General features: G+C 44.4%; 12 protein-coding genes. All 12 read right to left on the reverse strand.

Features of this window, described 5'->3' with window-relative positions:
- Positions 1-14: 14 nt before the first annotated feature.
- Entirely contained in the window at positions 15-1,250 is a 1,236-nt protein-coding gene (locus tag NYE49_RS17350; RefSeq protein WP_123373797.1) for an aminotransferase class V-fold PLP-dependent enzyme, read from the reverse strand.
- Positions 1,216-2,145: an NAD(P)-dependent oxidoreductase gene (locus tag NYE49_RS17355; RefSeq protein ID WP_047183202.1), complete on the reverse strand. Its 930-nt coding sequence runs from the start codon at positions 2,143-2,145 to the stop codon at positions 1,216-1,218. Before NYE49_RS17355 ends, NYE49_RS17350 begins: the two co-directional genes overlap by 35 nt.
- A complete protein-coding gene (locus NYE49_RS17360; RefSeq protein ID WP_047183203.1) occupies positions 2,142-3,272 on the reverse strand; it encodes a DegT/DnrJ/EryC1/StrS family aminotransferase in 1,131 nt (376 codons plus the stop codon). Before NYE49_RS17360 ends, NYE49_RS17355 begins: the two co-directional genes overlap by 4 nt.
- A 48-nt stretch (positions 3,273-3,320) precedes the next feature.
- A complete protein-coding gene (locus NYE49_RS17365) occupies positions 3,321-4,655 on the reverse strand; it encodes a nucleotide sugar dehydrogenase (protein ID WP_342410534.1) in 1,335 nt (444 codons plus the stop codon).
- Between the two features lie 262 nt (positions 4,656-4,917).
- A complete protein-coding gene (locus tag NYE49_RS17370) occupies positions 4,918-6,195 on the reverse strand; it encodes a M20/M25/M40 family metallo-hydrolase (RefSeq protein WP_174616677.1) in 1,278 nt (425 codons plus the stop codon).
- Positions 6,196-6,375: 180 nt separating this feature from the next.
- Entirely contained in the window at positions 6,376-7,668 is a 1,293-nt protein-coding gene (gene eno, locus NYE49_RS17375) for a phosphopyruvate hydratase (RefSeq protein WP_003228333.1), read from the reverse strand.
- Between the two features lie 29 nt (positions 7,669-7,697).
- A complete protein-coding gene (gene gpmI / locus NYE49_RS17380) occupies positions 7,698-9,233 on the reverse strand; it encodes a 2,3-bisphosphoglycerate-independent phosphoglycerate mutase (RefSeq protein ID WP_003228330.1) in 1,536 nt (511 codons plus the stop codon).
- Positions 9,226-9,987: a triose-phosphate isomerase gene (tpiA, locus tag NYE49_RS17385; RefSeq protein ID WP_003243394.1), complete on the reverse strand. Its 762-nt coding sequence runs from the start codon at positions 9,985-9,987 to the stop codon at positions 9,226-9,228. Before tpiA ends, gpmI begins: the two co-directional genes overlap by 8 nt.
- Positions 9,988-10,017: 30 nt before the next feature.
- On the reverse strand, positions 10,018-11,202 hold the full coding sequence (locus NYE49_RS17390; protein WP_003243051.1) for a phosphoglycerate kinase: 1,185 nt from the start codon (positions 11,200-11,202) through the stop codon (positions 10,018-10,020).
- A gap of 315 nt (positions 11,203-11,517) precedes the next feature.
- Positions 11,518-12,525, reverse strand: a complete 1,008-nt coding sequence (gene gap / locus NYE49_RS17395) for a type I glyceraldehyde-3-phosphate dehydrogenase (protein WP_003219957.1) — start codon at positions 12,523-12,525, stop codon at positions 11,518-11,520.
- Between the two features lie 46 nt (positions 12,526-12,571).
- Positions 12,572-13,594: a gapA transcriptional regulator CggR gene (gene cggR / locus NYE49_RS17400; RefSeq protein WP_100505833.1), complete on the reverse strand. Its 1,023-nt coding sequence runs from the start codon at positions 13,592-13,594 to the stop codon at positions 12,572-12,574.
- A gap of 297 nt (positions 13,595-13,891) precedes the next feature.
- On the reverse strand, positions 13,892-15,286 hold the full coding sequence (araE, locus tag NYE49_RS17405) for an arabinose-proton symporter AraE (RefSeq protein ID WP_003243899.1): 1,395 nt from the start codon (positions 15,284-15,286) through the stop codon (positions 13,892-13,894).
- Positions 15,287-15,437 lie beyond the last annotated feature (151 nt).

Raw genomic sequence — 15,437 nt, forward strand, 5'->3', positions numbered from 1 at the left:
TATATCACCAACATTCATTTCTTATTCTTTTGCTCTGCATACGCTAAAACGGTTTCAGCAATATACTTCACCTGCTCTGTGCCAAGAGGCGGTTTGAACGGCAGTGAAAGAACCCTTTTCCACAGAGAATGTTCATCCTCTTGCCGTGAATAAGGCTGATACAGCGGAATAAGGTGCAGCGGAAGGTAGTTCCAGCAGGTTTGAATCCCTTTTGCCGCTAAATAAGCAGAGCAGTCGTACCTTTCCCCTTCATGAGGGAAGACGATTGTCAAATAGTTCAGGCTTTCTCCCTCCTGCGGCTGAATCATCTTGATCCCGTATAACTCTTCTGCCCGTGCAAAAATGTATTTTGCCGTCTCCAAATTTCTAGATGAGTCTCTCACCAGCCGCTCCATTTTTGACAGCTGGTATTCGATAATGGCTTGCCTAACCGGATGCATTCGCAATAAAGGGACAGTAGCAGGTTTTTTCGGAAGAACTTCAAGCTTGCTCGTTTTCATGGAGGTCTGAACACCCGTTTTTCTGAATAAGAAGGATAGAGTCCTGGATCTTATCAAACCCTGTATTCGCTGCTGTCTCATATAAGCATCATAATCAGCATTGACTTGCTTTCGCTGTTCCATCGGCAGCCTGCCGTTTTTGTCCAGAACTTCTTTTCGGGCGATTAACGCTCCGCCCCCTATACTGCCGAGGGGCTTTGACGGCCCAAAGCTCAAGATGCCGAAATCCCCCAAACCGCCTGCAAAGGTTCCGTCTTGTTTTGTAAACATGGCCTGAGCGGCATCGTCAATGACATGAATACGCTTCTCTTTCGCCCACTCGACAAGTTTCATGTTTTCCTTCCGGCCGTAAACGTGTGTCAAAATGACAGCGCATGTTCTCTCGGTTACTTTGTTTTTCACATCTTCAAAGGATAGGGACAAATCATCATCCAGATTGGCAAACACTGGGGAAGCTCCGGTTTGAAGCACAGCGTCAATTACGTTTGGACAGCTGAATGATGAAAAAATCACTTCTTTTCCAGGCCCCGCTCCGGAAAATGTCAATGCAAGCACCAACGCTGCGCTTCCACTCGAAGTCAATTCGATGCTCTTTCCATAGCGTTTTTCCAATTTTTCTGCCAACGTTGTTCTTTTAGCTGAGATTAAGTGGGTGAAAAAACTTCTGCCTGAAAGCTGCCCCGGATAAATCGGAAACTTGATCTGTTTGGGGTTTTCAGGATAATGGAAGTTTTTGTTTTTGTCTTTCAATTTTAATCAGCCTCAGGCCTTCATCTAGGTTAATTTTAGGAGCATATCCAAGCAGACGCTTTGCCTTCTCGATCGAAGGAGCACGTTTGAAAATTTCAATGTCTTTCCCCCGGACACCATCCTCGCCCAGCTTTTTAAATGTATAATGCTCTTTCTCCCTGCCAGTCATCACGTTGATTTTCTCTGCCAGTCCTTTTATAGTGATTGGCAGATCGTTTCCTATGTTGAAATCTTCATAGGCACTCCCTTTGTACAGCAGCGCAAGGTATGTTCCGTTCACGATATCACTAATGTAGCTGAAGCATCTGATTTGGCCGCCGTCTCCGTAAAGAGGAAGCTCCGCGCCAGCTTCGGCCAAACTGAAGAACTTGTTTATGACAAAGTCCTGACGCTGCTTCGGGCCGTACACATTAAAGTATCGGACAACTCTGACATGCAGTGAGGCTGATGCCTGCTCCTTCAAATATTCCTCTGACTTTAATTTTGCTTTTCCATAAGCGGATTTAGGGAGCTTCTGGCTTGATTCCGTATATGGATAATCTGGCGAATCTCCGAACACTTCTGAGCTGGAGGAAAAAAGAAGGGTCTTGATCCCCAGCTCCTTGCATACCTCCGTTACGTTTTTCGTTCCTTCAAAATTCACCTTGATTACGTCCTCTTCATTGCTGCGGCAGCTGTCTACTCCGACCATTGCCGCTAAATGAACGACAGCATCTGCTCCTTTTAATGATTCCCGAAGCGATTGACGGTCTAAAATATTGGTTTGGCGGAATTCTGCCTGAAAATCCGGCTTTTTTTGATCAGCGATGATCGTATGATAGCCTTTCTTCTGTAATAACCCCGCTAATTCACTTCCTATAAAACCTGCTCCGCCTAAGATAGCAATGTGTTTCATTGTCCGACCTCCTGGCTTAAAGATAAAACATCTTTAATTGATTGAACGATGTATTGACAATCTTCCTTCGATAATTGGCTATAAAGAGGCAGTGATACAATTTCAGGAAAGATGCGTTCAGTTACCGGCAGCTTTGCAGGAAAATACTCTCTATAGTAGGGATGCATATGCACAGGGATAAAGTGGACACTCAACCCAATATGTTTCGCTTTCATCTCTTCAATAAACTGGTCTCGGTCCATTTCTTCGTGTTTTTTCACCCGCAGAATGAACAAATGCCAGGAATGTGTGATATGGCTAGGGATGTCTGTTAAAGGAAGTTCTGCTCTTTCTGGATGATTGATAAGCTCAGACGCATAATAGTTTGCGATTCTGGTCCGTTTTTCTTGGATTTCAGCAGCCCGTTTCAATTGAATGAGCCCAAGAGCAGCCTGGATATCTGTCATGTTGTACTTAAAGCCGGGAAGTAACACATCATATCGCCAGCTGCCCTTTTCACCGTATCGATTCCAAGCATTTTTTGTAATGCCATGCCATCCATACAGTCTTGCTCTTTCGGCAGCCTCTTCATCCTTAAGAATAAGAGCTCCTCCTTCTCCCGTCGTTATATTTTTAGTGGCATAAAAACTGAAGCATACGGCATCTCCATGTGTGCCGATCATCTTCTCGTTATACCTTGTCCCAAGCGCGTGTGCGGCATCTTCAATCAAGTACAGTCCATTTTCCTTGCATATGCTGCTAAGCTCATCCAAATTTGCCGGATAACCTGCAAAATGGACCGCAATGACCGCTTTTGTCCGCGGTGAAAGCTTTTGTCTCACATCTTCCGGATCTATACATAAATCATCCTCGCAAATGTCGGCAAACACCGGGGTTGCTCCTACATGCAAAATGACGTTTACACTTGAACAAAACGTGAAGCTTGGAACAATGACTTCATCTCCTTCTCCTACACCGAGTGCAAGCAAAGCCATGTGTAAGGCAGCAGTTCCTGAATTACAGCTGATTACGTGCTCCGCTCCCAGACATTCGCCAAGCTTTTTCTCAAATTCAATCACCTTCGGGCCTTTTGAAATCCACCCCGACTTGATCGTTTCAACTACAGTTTCCAATTCTTCGTTTGTCATATCAGGTCTGTGAAAAGAGATAAATTGTTTACTAATGACAGTTCCCTCCTATAGTGTGATAAGTTTTGCATTGTCAGCCATTTTTTCTCTGCAAATGTTTCTCGTATCGAAAATAATAGGAGCTGTATCCTGCAATATACTGTAATTGATATCATCATGATCTGTATGAATAATGACGACATCATATTGGTTGATCTGCTCCTTGGTGAAAGGGACGGAGTGCTTGATGCTGCCGTCTTCCAGGCAGATTTCACTGATAAAAGGATCATAGTAATCTATCGTGCATCCCTTTTTCATCAAATCATCGATAATTGCAAATGCAGAAGACTCACGAGAATCATTGGTATTTTTTTTATAAGCAGCACCTATTAATAAAATATTGCAGTGTTCTTTATCAACCAGCTTCATGGCATAGTCGGACACTGAAAATGGCATTTCAGAATTGATTTCATCCGCTAAATCAATCAGCTTTGTCTGCAATCCCTTTTGGTTAGCTATCCATTTAAAATAAAAAGGATCAATCGGTATGCAATGGCCGCCTACACCAGGGCCCGGGCTGAATTTTTGAAACCCGAACGGCTTCGTGTCTGCCGCATTGATCACTTCCCATATATCAATATCAAGTTCTCGGCAATTGAGTGCCATTTCATTGATGAGAGCTATATTTACATAACGGTAGGTATTCTCTAGGAGTTTAGCTGTTTCTGCTACTTCAGGTGAGGTTACTGGATGAATGCTTGTAACGATGGTGTTGTAAAACGCTGAGGCAAGTTTTGTGCAAGTCCGGGTCATTCCGCCAATCACTTTAGGGATATCGGCGACTTCGTAATGGCTGTTCCCAGGATCAATTCGTTCAGGTGAATAAGCTATAAAGAAATCGGAGCCTATGTTGACCTGCCGCCCTGCTGCCATTCTGTCAGCAATTTTTTGTTTTGTTGTGCCCGGGTAGGTTGTACTTTCTAAAATTAAAAGCTGATTTGGCCTTCCGTAAGCCAGCATGGTGTCAACTGCACTGTCTATGTAGCTAAGGTCGGGTATCTTATCTTTTTTGTTCAAAGGTGTCGGAACACATATCACAATAATGTCGCAGTGTTCTATGAGAGACATATTCTCACTCACTTGAAAACGCTCTGTGTGAAGTGCCTCTTTTAATTGGCTATCGTCTACATCTCGAATATGGCTGTGCCCGTCTTTCAGCAAAGAAACTTTTTCGCTGTTCCTATCAAAGCCGATGACGTTGTATCCTTTATTGACACATTCTAATGCAAGAGGAAAACCCACATATCCCATCCCCAATACACCTACAACAGCCTGTTTTGTTTCAATCAATTCTAAAAGCCGCTTATGACTGAGGTTTCGAGCTTCTTTTGTGACAGGATTCATTTTTGGACCCCCTATAAGATAGAAAAGGATATATTTTTACAAAATTAAACAATTATCGATCGATACTGCAATTATAACAAAAGTAAAAAAACGGTAAATGGGCTTTGTCTCCTTTTATTTGGTAGGGCATTATGATGCGATTTACGATTAAGTGTAATTTTTTATGCCTAAGAAAAGGTATTTATCAGGGGGATAATGAGAATATTTCCTCTATTTGAAAGAATATATAGAAAATTTTAAAAAACAGGCCGAGGCCTGTTTTTTAATCTATATTTGCCTCTTGTACTGCAGATAACAAGAGCTGTCCCGCTTCGTTCAATCTTTCTTTGCTGATATGTGCGATGTTGTCTTTTTCGGTGTGATACCATGACCCAGGCTCTTGCGTATCCGGACTGAGCCAAATCCAATTAGCCGAAGGTATGCCCGCTTCATAAAATGACACGTGGTCCGAGTATCCCAGCTGTGTGAGACGAGGGGCTTCAAGCTTTGCTTTGTGAGCGGCATTTACTGCATAATTAATACTTGCATTTTCCTTGCCATCCGGGGTCGTTATATACATTTGGCTTGCGTCTTTCCAGTCAGTCGCAATCATATCAGCATTAAAGTTTGCACGGCTGTGTTTGATTTCATCCGAGGTAAGCGTACTGACATAATATGAGGAACCCGCTGACCACAGCTCTTCAGCTCCGAAAAAGATAAAACGGATTTCTTTGTTTTTGGGAAGGTGCTTGCTTTGCTCAATGATCTCTAGTACGGCGGATGTGCCTGATGCATTATCATCAGCCCCAGGTGCATCTTTAACTGTGTCATAATGCGCAGTTACATAAAGAATATCCGGGTGTTTTGTGTGCTGCGCTTTGCGTGTCCCTATTATGTTTTGTGAAGCGCGGTTTCGATAGTCCTTAAATTGAATGACAGCCCGCTTTTCTTTCAGTAAAGCTTCCCCGTCTTCTTTTTTCATTCCGGCAGCCGGTATCGTGATATGTTTTGGTTTTACCGGTCGGATCGCGAGAGGTTTTGTCTTGCTGTTATAAATAATGACAGCCTTTGCGCCGGCAGCTTGGGCGCTTTTTAATTTCTGAGATACTGATATTTTTCCCTCTCTCATAACGGCGATTTTCCCCTTGGCTTCTTTTTCATCAAGATTGAGCCCATAGCCTCCGTCTAAGACCGCACCCTCCACTCTCTCTTCATTTTCCACAGCGCTCTTATCCGCTGATCGTATTGGATATTCATGATCGCCTGCCATTACTGAACCAGAATAATATGTTTTCACATGAAATGGCTGAATGCGAACAGCTAATCCCTCATCTTGAATCCGTTTCGATATGTATGACGCCGCTTCTTTTTCTTTCTCTGTCCCTGTTTCTCTCGGACCTATGACCTCACTCAGTTCATGAATGGTTTCATATGCATGCTCCTCATCAAACAACGGAGCCATCTCAGAAATAGAATGAGACTGTATCCCGTTCACCTGTACAGCTGAAGATCCCCATATGACGCTTCCAGCCAGTGCCGCTGACATCAAAATCATTTTCATTTTTACATTCCTCCTCTTATTCACCCCTTTCTTTTCGGTTTTGCTGTCTTGATTCCTTTAAAATGCAACAAAATGAACATTAGTTACCAAATCAAGGTAATGAGATAGGCGGAGAATAAAAGCTGAGGCTAGGAAAGTTTGCATAAAAAAGCCGCCGAGAAAATCCCGGCGGTCTTTTTATTACTTGTTTAAGTTGTAGAAAGAGTTGATACCGTGGTATTGAGCAGTTTCAGCCAACTGATCTTCGATGCGAAGAAGCTGGTTGTATTTCGCAACACGGTCCGTACGAGACGGAGCACCTGTTTTGATTTGTCCTGCGTTTGTTGCCACAGCGATGTCAGCGATTGTGCTGTCTTCAGTTTCACCAGAACGGTGAGAGATAACAGCTGTATAGCCTGCGCGTTTCGCCATTTCGATCGCATCGAATGTTTCAGTCAATGTACCGATTTGGTTTACTTTGATCAGGATAGAGTTGCCTACGCCGTTTTTAATACCTTCAGAAAGTTTTTTCGTGTTTGTAACGAAGAGGTCGTCACCAACAAGCTGAACTTTTTTGCCAAGACGCTCAGTAAGAAGCTTGTGGCCTTCCCAGTCGTTTTCGTCAAGTCCGTCTTCGATAGAGATGATTGGGTATTTAGAAACAAGCTCTTCATACCAGTCAACCATTTCAGCAGATGTTTTCACAACGCCTTCGCCAGACAGATGGTATTTGCCATCTTCTTTGTTGTAGAACTCAGAAGATGCAGCATCCATAGCGAGTTTAACTTCTTCGCCAGGTTTGAAGCCGGCTTTTTCGATTGCTTCAACGATTGTTTGAAGCGCTTCTTCGTTAGAACCAAGGTTTGGAGCGAATCCGCCTTCGTCACCTACAGCAGTGTTTAAGCCTTTTGCGCTTAATACTGATTTCAGGCTGTGGAAGATTTGAGCGCCCATGCGAAGTGCTTCACGGAAGTTAGGAGCACCTACAGGCATGATCATGAATTCTTGAATATCCACGTTGTTATCAGCATGCTCTCCGCCGTTTACGATGTTCATCATCGGTACAGGAAGCGTTTTTGAGTTGAATCCTCCAAGGTATTGGTAAAGAGGAATCTGTAAGAAATCAGCAGCAGCACGCGCACAAGCCATAGATACGCCAAGGATTGCGTTCGCGCCAAGTTTGCCTTTGTTTTCAGTACCGTCAAGCTCGATTAAAAGCTGATCGATTGCGTTTTGTTCAGTTACATCAAAGCCAAGAAGCTCTGGAGCAATGATTTCGTTTACGTTGTTAACAGCTGTTAACACGCCTTTTCCAAGGTAACGGTCTTTGTCGCCGTCACGAAGCTCAACCGCTTCGTATTCACCTGTAGAAGCTCCGCTTGGCACTAATGCGCGGCCGAAAGCTCCTGTTTCTGTATATACTTCAACTTCAACTGTTGGGTTGCCGCGGGAGTCTAATACTTCGCGTGCATAAACATCAACAATGTATGGCATGAGTTTTGTCTCTCCTTTTGATTTTCAAATTATTTTTGAATTAAAGATGTTCCTGTCATTTCTTTCGGTTTTTCAACACCAAGAAGGTCTAATAACGTTGGTGCAAGGTCGCCTAGGATTCCGCCTTCACGCAGCGTAATGCCTTCTTTCGTTACAATCACAGGGACTGGGTTTGTTGTATGCGCAGTGTGCGGTTCGCCTGATTCTGTAATCAGAATGTCAGCATTACCGTGATCAGCGGTAATGATGGCATGTCCGCCTTTAGCAAGAATCGCGTCAACGACTTCACCCAAGCATTCGTCCACTGCTTCAATTGCTTTAATTGTTGGTTCAACCATTCCGGAGTGGCCGACCATATCAGGGTTTGCGAAGTTAAGAATGATGGCGTCATGCTTGTCAGCTTCAATTTCTTTGACAAGCGCGTCCTTCACTTCATACGCACTCATCTCAGGCTTCAAGTCATACGTTGCAACTTTAGGCGAGTTGATGAGAATACGCTCTTCACCCGGGAATTCAGCTTCACGGCCGCCGCTCATAAAGAACGTGACGTGCGGATACTTTTCAGTTTCTGCAATTCGAAGCTGTTTTAATCCGTGCTGAGATAATACTTCTCCGACTGTGTTATCAAGATTTATCGGTTTAAACGCTACATAGCCGTCAACTGTTTCACTGAAGTGAGTCAGGCAGACGAAATACAGGTTCTTTGGATAATTCTCGCCGCGGTCGAAGTCACGGAAGTCTTTGTTTGTGAACGTGTTGGAAATCTGGATGGCGCGGTCCGGTCTGAAATTATAGAAAATCACAGAATCGCCGTCTTGGATTTTCGCAACAGGCTCACCGTTTTCTTTTGTGATGACAGATGGAATCACGAATTCATCGTAGATACCATTTGCATATGAATCATCAACAACATCCAGGGCGCTGCGGTAAGATGGGCCTTCGCCGTACGCCATTGCGCGGTACGCTTTTTCTACACGGTCCCAGCGTTTGTCGCGGTCCATAGAGTAGTAACGTCCGGAAATGCTGGCGATTTCACCCACACCGATTTCCTTGATTTGATCGTTCAACTGGTTGATGTACGTTTTCGCTGTCTGCGGACCTACATCACGGCCGTCAAGGAAGCCATGGATATAAACCTTTGTCAGCCCTTCTTTTTTCGCAAGCTTTAACAGTGCGAATAAATGGTTGATATGACTGTGCACGCCTCCGTCAGATAAAAGACCGAACAGGTGCAAGGCTTTGTTGTTTTCTTTCGCGTTGCTGATCGCGTCAAGGAATGTTTGATTGCGTTCGAACTCTCCTTCACGAATGGCAACATTTACGCGTGTTAAGCTTTGGTACACAATACGTCCCGCACCGATATTTAAGTGACCTACCTCGGAGTTCCCCATTTGCCCTTCAGGAAGACCTACAGCCTCGCCTGAAGCAGTCAATGTTTGATGAGGATACTGGTTCCAATAGCGGTCAAAATTCGGTTTTTTCGCTAAAGCGACTGCGTTCCCTACTGTTTCGTTACGTAATCCGAACCCATCAAGAATGATGAGTGCAGCTGGTTTTTTACTCATATTGACCTTCCTCCAATAATTGAACGAATGACTGTGGCTCAAGGCTCGCGCCGCCGACCAAAGCACCGTCAATATCGGACTCTGCCATATATTCTTTAATGTTTGCAGGCTTTACGCTTCCGCCATATTGGATGCGAAGCTTGTCTGCAGCTTCTTGGCTGAAGCTTTCAGCGACGGTTTTACGGATATGCGCACACACGTCATTCGCATCTTTCGCTGTAGAAGATTTGCCTGTTCCGATTGCCCAGATTGGCTCATACGCAATAACAGAAGCAGCAACTTGTTCTTCAGAAAGACCAGCAAGGCCTTTTTTCACTTGGTCAGCAACAAGATCATTTGTTTTGCCGGCTTCACGCTCTTCAAGCGTTTCACCTACACAGATGATCGGCACAATGCCGTGTTTGAAAGCTGCGTGTGCTTTTTTGTTAACTGTTTCATCAGTTTCAGCGAACATTTCACGGCGCTCAGAGTGGCCGATGACGCAGTAGTCAACGCCAAGGTCTTTCAGAGCAACCGGGCTGATTTCGCCTGTGAACGCGCCGCTTTCCTCGAAGTGCATGTTTTGAGCGCCGACTTTTAGGTCAGTGCCTTTAACAGCAGAAGCAAGCTTTTCTAAGAAAAGTGCTGGCGCGCAAACAACAGCTTCAGCTTTGTCTGCTGCTGGAATGGAAGATTTCACTTCTTCAACGAAGCTGACAGCTTCGCCGAGTGTTTTGTTCATTTTCCAGTTACCGGCGATAATTGGTTTTCTCATCTGTTCCACTTCCTTATAGCAGTTTTGAGATTATTTATCGTTCAGTGCAGCTACCCCTGGAAGCTCTTTGCCTTCCATAAACTCAAGGGATGCGCCGCCGCCTGTTGAGATGTGGCTCATTTTGTCGGCAAGGCCGAATTTTTCAACCGCTGCCGCAGAGTCTCCTCCGCCGATGACAGAGTATGTATCTTTCGCCTCTGCCAATGCTTCCGCAACCGCTTTTGTTCCTTGAGCGAACAAGTCGATTTCGAATACGCCCATTGGTCCGTTCCACACGACAAGTTTGCTGTTTTTGATGACGTCAGCATACGTTTCGCGTGTTTTCGTACCAATGTCGATTGCTTCTAAATCACTAGGGATTTCAGAGATCGGCACAATTTTCACGTTTGCATCGTTAGAGAAATCATCTGCAACGAGTACATCTTCAGGCATGTAGAAGTTAACGCCTTTTTCTTTAGCGCGGTCCATAAATGATTTCGCAAGCTCGATTTTATCCTCTTCAAGAAGAGATTTACCGACTTCATAGCCAAGCGCTTTTACGAAAGTATAAGCAAGACCTCCGCCGATGATCAGGTTGTCTACTTTATCAAGAAGACTTTCGATTACACCGATTTTGTCTTTTACTTTCGCTCCGCCGATGATCGCTGTAAACGGGCGGTCAGGATTGGAAACCGCTTTTCCAAGTACATCAAGCTCTTTTTCCATTAAGAAACCTGCAACTGCTGGCAGATGCTCGGCAATTCCAGCTGTAGATGCGTGAGCACGGTGGGCAGCACCGAATGCGTCATTTACATATACATCTGCAAGCTCAGCAAATGCTTTTGCAAGCTCAGGATCATTTTTCTCTTCACCAGGATAGAAACGTACGTTTTCCAATACAAGAACGTCTCCGTCCTTCATCTCGGAAATTTGTGCTTTTACAGCATCGCCGTATGCTTCATCCGCTTTTTTCACTTCTTTGCCAAGCAGTTCGCCGAGACGTGCAGCGACAGGAGTTAAACGAAGCTCCTCAACCACTTCGCCTTTCGGGCGGCCTAAGTGGCTCGCAAGAAGGACTTTCGCGCCTTGGTCTGCAAGGTGTTTGATTGTTGGAAGCGCAGCACGGATACGTGTATCGTCTGTTACTTCCCCGTCTTTCATTGGAACGTTAAAGTCGACGCGGCAGAATACAACTTTGCCTTTTACGTCGATGTCTTTGAGAGTTTTTTTATTCATGCCTAGGAGATCCTCCTTCAAAATGGTTTGCATACAGCACGAAAAACGTGAAACCGTCTGTTCAAGCGATAACTCCGCTAGGGCAGATCGCAGTCTTTTTCGGCACAGGGCAGTTCGTCTAAAAGCCAGGGCAGCGGCCTTAGGCGAAAGCGCCGGAAAGCTGCTTAAAACGCGGTCGTTTCTCTATCACAGAGCGTTTTCTGAAAGCCGGTCTTCATGGAAAAAGGGAAAGGGAGTCCGTCCCCTTCCCTTGTCCGCTTTCATTATAGCGCTTCTATTCGAAAGAACCAAGTCAGGTCCTTTTTCAGCTATAAATTAAAGACCTTTTTTTGCGATGTAAGCTGCAAGGTCAACAACGCGGTTAGAGTAGCCGCTTTCGTTATCGTACCAAGAGATTACTTTTACCATGCTGCCTTCCATAACCATTGTAGAAAGAGCATCGATTGTAGAAGAGTTTTTGTTTCCGTTGTAGTCGCCAGAAACTAATGGCTCTTCGCTGTAGCCAAGGATTCCTTTAAGGTCGCCTTCAGCCGCTTCTTTAAGAGCTGCGTTTACTTCTTCAGCTGTTACTTCTTGGTTCAGTTCAGCAACCAAGTCAACTAGAGAAACGTTTGGAGTTGGAACACGCATTGCTCCACCGTTCAGTTTACCTTTTAGTTCAGGAAGAACTAGAGAAACTGCTTTAGCAGCACCAGTTGATGTTGGGATGATGTTTTCAGCTGCTGCACGCGCACGACGGTAGTCTTTGTGCGGAAGATCAAGGATTTGCTGATCGTTTGTGTAAGAGTGAACAGTTGTCATCATACCGCGTTTGATGCCGAATTTATCGTTAAGTACTTTTGCAAACGGCGCAAGGCAGTTTGTTGTGCAAGATGCGTTAGAGATAACATCGTGGTTAGCCGCATCGTATTTATCTTCGTTAACACCCATAACGATTGTGATATCTTCTTCGTTAGCAGGAGCAGAGATGATTACTTTTTTCGCGCCAGCTTCTAAGTGTTTCGCAGCGTCTGCGCGTTTTGTGAAGAAACCAGTAGATTCAACTACGATTTCAACGCCTTGTTTGCCCCAGCTAAGTTTAGCAGGATCGCGTTCTGCAGAAACTTCAATTGTTTTGCCGTTAACAACAAGGTTGTTACCGTCAACTGAAACTTCAGCGTCTAATTTTCCGTGTACAGAATCATATTGTAAAAGGTGAGCCAGCATGTTAGCATCTGTTAAATCGTTAACCGCTACTACCTCAACTTCAGGATTGTTTAATGCTGCGCGGAATACGTTACGTCCAATACGACCAAAACCGTTAATACCGACTTTTACTGCCATGATTGTTTCCTCCTTTAAATAAGTGAGAGATATTTATATTGAGGGATTATTCATCCCTTAATAACTTCTTTGCGGCTCCTTCGTCTGTGACGAGAACCGTTTTGCGTGGCTTTTTAAAGTAAGCCTCGATCGCTTCGGCTTTTGATGATCCGCCCGCTACCGCAATAATATCGGGGATGGCGTCTATGTCATCCAGCTGCATTCCGACAGAATGCACTTTGTGAACCACTTCGCCGTCCGCGTTAAAATAGTAGCCGAACGCTTCCGTCACCGCGTCATTATCATCTATTTTCTTTAAGTCTTCTAAAGGCGTGTTTCTGCGCTGAGCCATAGTTTTAGCTTCGCCGATTCCATGAACCAGCATACTCGCTGATTTAATAGTGTTCAGCACCTCTTTGACAGAAGGCTCTTCAATAATAGATGAATAGGCGCCTTGTGACAGCTGTCCCGGAACAAACAAAAGCCGGTAAGTGCCTGAAGCCTTCTCCGCCATATGCGCGCATATGGTGTTCGCCTGGTTTTTCACGTCTTCGCCTAAACCGCCTCTTGCAGGCACAAACAAAAGCTCGCGGTTTTTAGAATCCGGCGTCATCATTTCGGCGACAGCTTCAATTGTCGTACCGCCAGTTACAGCGACGATATTTTTGCCTGAAAATCTTTTTTTCATACATGCGACAGCCGCTCTTCCCATTTCTTTTTTGACCCATGGGGATTGGTCGCTGTCTCCGGATACGATAATGGCATCCTTTAGATTTAAACGTTCTTTTAATGTCTTTTCCAAAAGAGTCAAACCTAAAACATCTTTCATCGTATCTTCCAAAACAGAAAGCAGTTCATAGCCCTCTTCTGTCAATGTCATGCCGTTTGTCTTAATATCGACCAGGTTCTGTTCCTTTAAAAACTGAACCTCGCCCCTCAGCACACGCTCGCTGATTCCGAGACTGGCAGACAGGCTTCTTCGCCCGATGGGTTCTGTCAGCCTGATATACTGCAAGATTTCAAACCTCTTTTGCATAACGAGCAGAAGATCAGGCAATAATTTTTTTTGAGCTTGTATTAACTGGTTCATGACTCAAACGTTCCTTCCTTTTTTGCTGGACATTATATGTCCCGCTATGACAAAAAACGTCCCGTCATAGCCAAAAAAAATCATTTCTGCTTTCTTTAATTATTTTAACAGGGTGGAATTGTTTATTCAACTGTTAAGAGCCAATTCATCGACAATATTCGCAGAGTTTTCATGCCGCGTCGTTTTATCCAGCAATATTTTATCCTATATATCTTTATCTTATACAGAAAGCGCCAAATGGTGCATCCCAATATAAACAGCCCTTCCCGTAGAAAGGGCTGTTTCATTAAAGCGTTTTCATTTTATCCAAAGCTTTTCAATTTCCTCGAGCGATTTGTTCTTCGTTTCCGGACAGATCGTAACGACAAACAGGAAACAAAGGATGTTAATCACCGCAAAGATCCAAAATGTATAGGCGAGCCCGAAAGAATCGATCATCATTGGCACAAACTGTCCGATCGCCCAGTTTGCTCCCCATAAAAAGATGGTCGCAATGCCCGCGGCCCGCGCACGCAGATGGTTCGGGAAGATTTCAGAAATCATAATCCATGTGATCGGTCCGACCGAGACACAGAAAGCAGCGACAAAACCTAATATAAGGACGATCATCATGATCCCGCTTGTTAACTCAAAATAAAACGACGTCCCGATTAAAATCATAAAAATAGCCATAAAAGCAGAACCGATGGACATCAGTTTTTTTCGTCCGACTTTATCGATCAGCAACACCGCAATAACGGTAAAAATGACTTCTACAACCCCGACGATACAAGTCGTCACAAATCCGGCGTTTTGCCCGAATCCCATCATTTTAAAGATTTCCGGCCCATAGTAAGTAATCGCGTTCATGCCGATGACTTGGTTAAACAGCGCCAGCAGGATTCCAATGACAAGCGCCTTCCTGAGACCCGGCTTAAACAGCTGGGAGAGCGACCCCATTTGTTCTATTTTTAAAGAGTTCTCAATGTTCTTTAATTCTTCTTTTGCAACAGTTTCTCCATTAATACGTGTCAGTATCTTTAAAGCTTCATTTGTTTTGCCCGCTTTCGCCAGCCATCTCGGACTTTCCGGGACGACGAGCAGGACAAGGAAAAAGATGACGGACGGCACCATTCCATAAGCAAGCATCCATCTCCAGCCGGTGTGCACGCCCCATTCGTATGTTCCAGACCGCTGCACAGCTAGATTAATAAAGTATGTTGCGGAAATACCCAGTATCGTAAAGAGCTGATATAAGGAAGACAAACTTCCGCGTATAGCGGGCGGTGCCGCTTCTGTAATATACGTAACAGAGAGCGATGAGCCCATCCCGATTCCCAGCCCCCCGATAATCCTTGCAATGATTAAGGTGGACACGTCTTGTGAAAGCGCTGAAACGATTGCTGATATCGCAAATAACAAAGCGGCTGTCATTAAAATTTTTCTCCGGCCGAATCTGTCACTTAAAAATCCGGATATCCCGACGCCCACAACTCCTCCAATCATAATGCTTGAAATGACAAGTCCCTCCATAAACGGACTCAGGCTGTATAAATCTTTCAGAAAACCGATGGCGCCAGAAATCACTGCCGTGTCATAGCCATACAATAAGCCGCCAAGCCCCGCCGCACATGAGATCAAAATGACAAATCCCATTGAATGGCTTCTTGTTACAGGAACATTTGGTTCTAATTGAGTTGGAGTATTCTTCATTTCCCTGCCCTCCCGAATGTTGAGTAAAGCGTTTACATTATACTTTTCAATTGTACGTACTTATATTAAAATTTAACGAAAATTACATTTAATTAGTACGTACAAATATAGAATAATCTTGTTTGCATTTTCTGTCAATGTTTTCTTACAA

It is taken from the genome of Bacillus sp. FSL L8-0358 (assembly GCF_038593095.1).
Taxonomy (GTDB): domain Bacteria; phylum Bacillota; class Bacilli; order Bacillales; family Bacillaceae; genus Bacillus; species Bacillus subtilis.

Excerpts from the sequence above, each read along its gene's own strand:
- NYE49_RS17355 (WP_047183202.1), bottom strand. The coding sequence starts at position 2,145 with ATGAAACACATTGCTATCTTAGGCGGAGCAGGTTTTATAGGAAGTGAA.
- NYE49_RS17360 (WP_047183203.1), bottom strand. The coding sequence starts at position 3,272 with ATGACAAACGAAGAATTGGAAACTGTAGTTGAAACGATCAAGTCGGGG.
- NYE49_RS17365 (WP_342410534.1), bottom strand. The coding sequence starts at position 4,655 with ATGAATCCTGTCACAAAAGAAGCTCGAAACCTCAGTCATAAGCGGCTT.
- NYE49_RS17370 (WP_174616677.1), bottom strand. The coding sequence starts at position 6,195 with ATGAAAATGATTTTGATGTCAGCGGCACTGGCTGGAAGCGTCATATGG.
- eno (WP_003228333.1), bottom strand. The coding sequence starts at position 7,668 with ATGCCATACATTGTTGATGTTTATGCACGCGAAGTATTAGACTCCCGC.
- gpmI (WP_003228330.1), bottom strand. The coding sequence starts at position 9,233 with ATGAGTAAAAAACCAGCTGCACTCATCATTCTTGATGGGTTCGGATTA.
- tpiA (WP_003243394.1), bottom strand. The coding sequence starts at position 9,987 with ATGAGAAAACCAATTATCGCCGGTAACTGGAAAATGAACAAAACACTC.
- NYE49_RS17390 (WP_003243051.1), bottom strand. The coding sequence starts at position 11,202 with ATGAATAAAAAAACTCTCAAAGACATCGACGTAAAAGGCAAAGTTGTA.
- gap (WP_003219957.1), bottom strand. The coding sequence starts at position 12,525 with ATGGCAGTAAAAGTCGGTATTAACGGTTTTGGTCGTATTGGACGTAAC.
- cggR (WP_100505833.1), bottom strand. The coding sequence starts at position 13,594 with ATGAACCAGTTAATACAAGCTCAAAAAAAATTATTGCCTGATCTTCTG.
- araE (WP_003243899.1), bottom strand. The coding sequence starts at position 15,286 with ATGAAGAATACTCCAACTCAATTAGAACCAAATGTTCCTGTAACAAGA.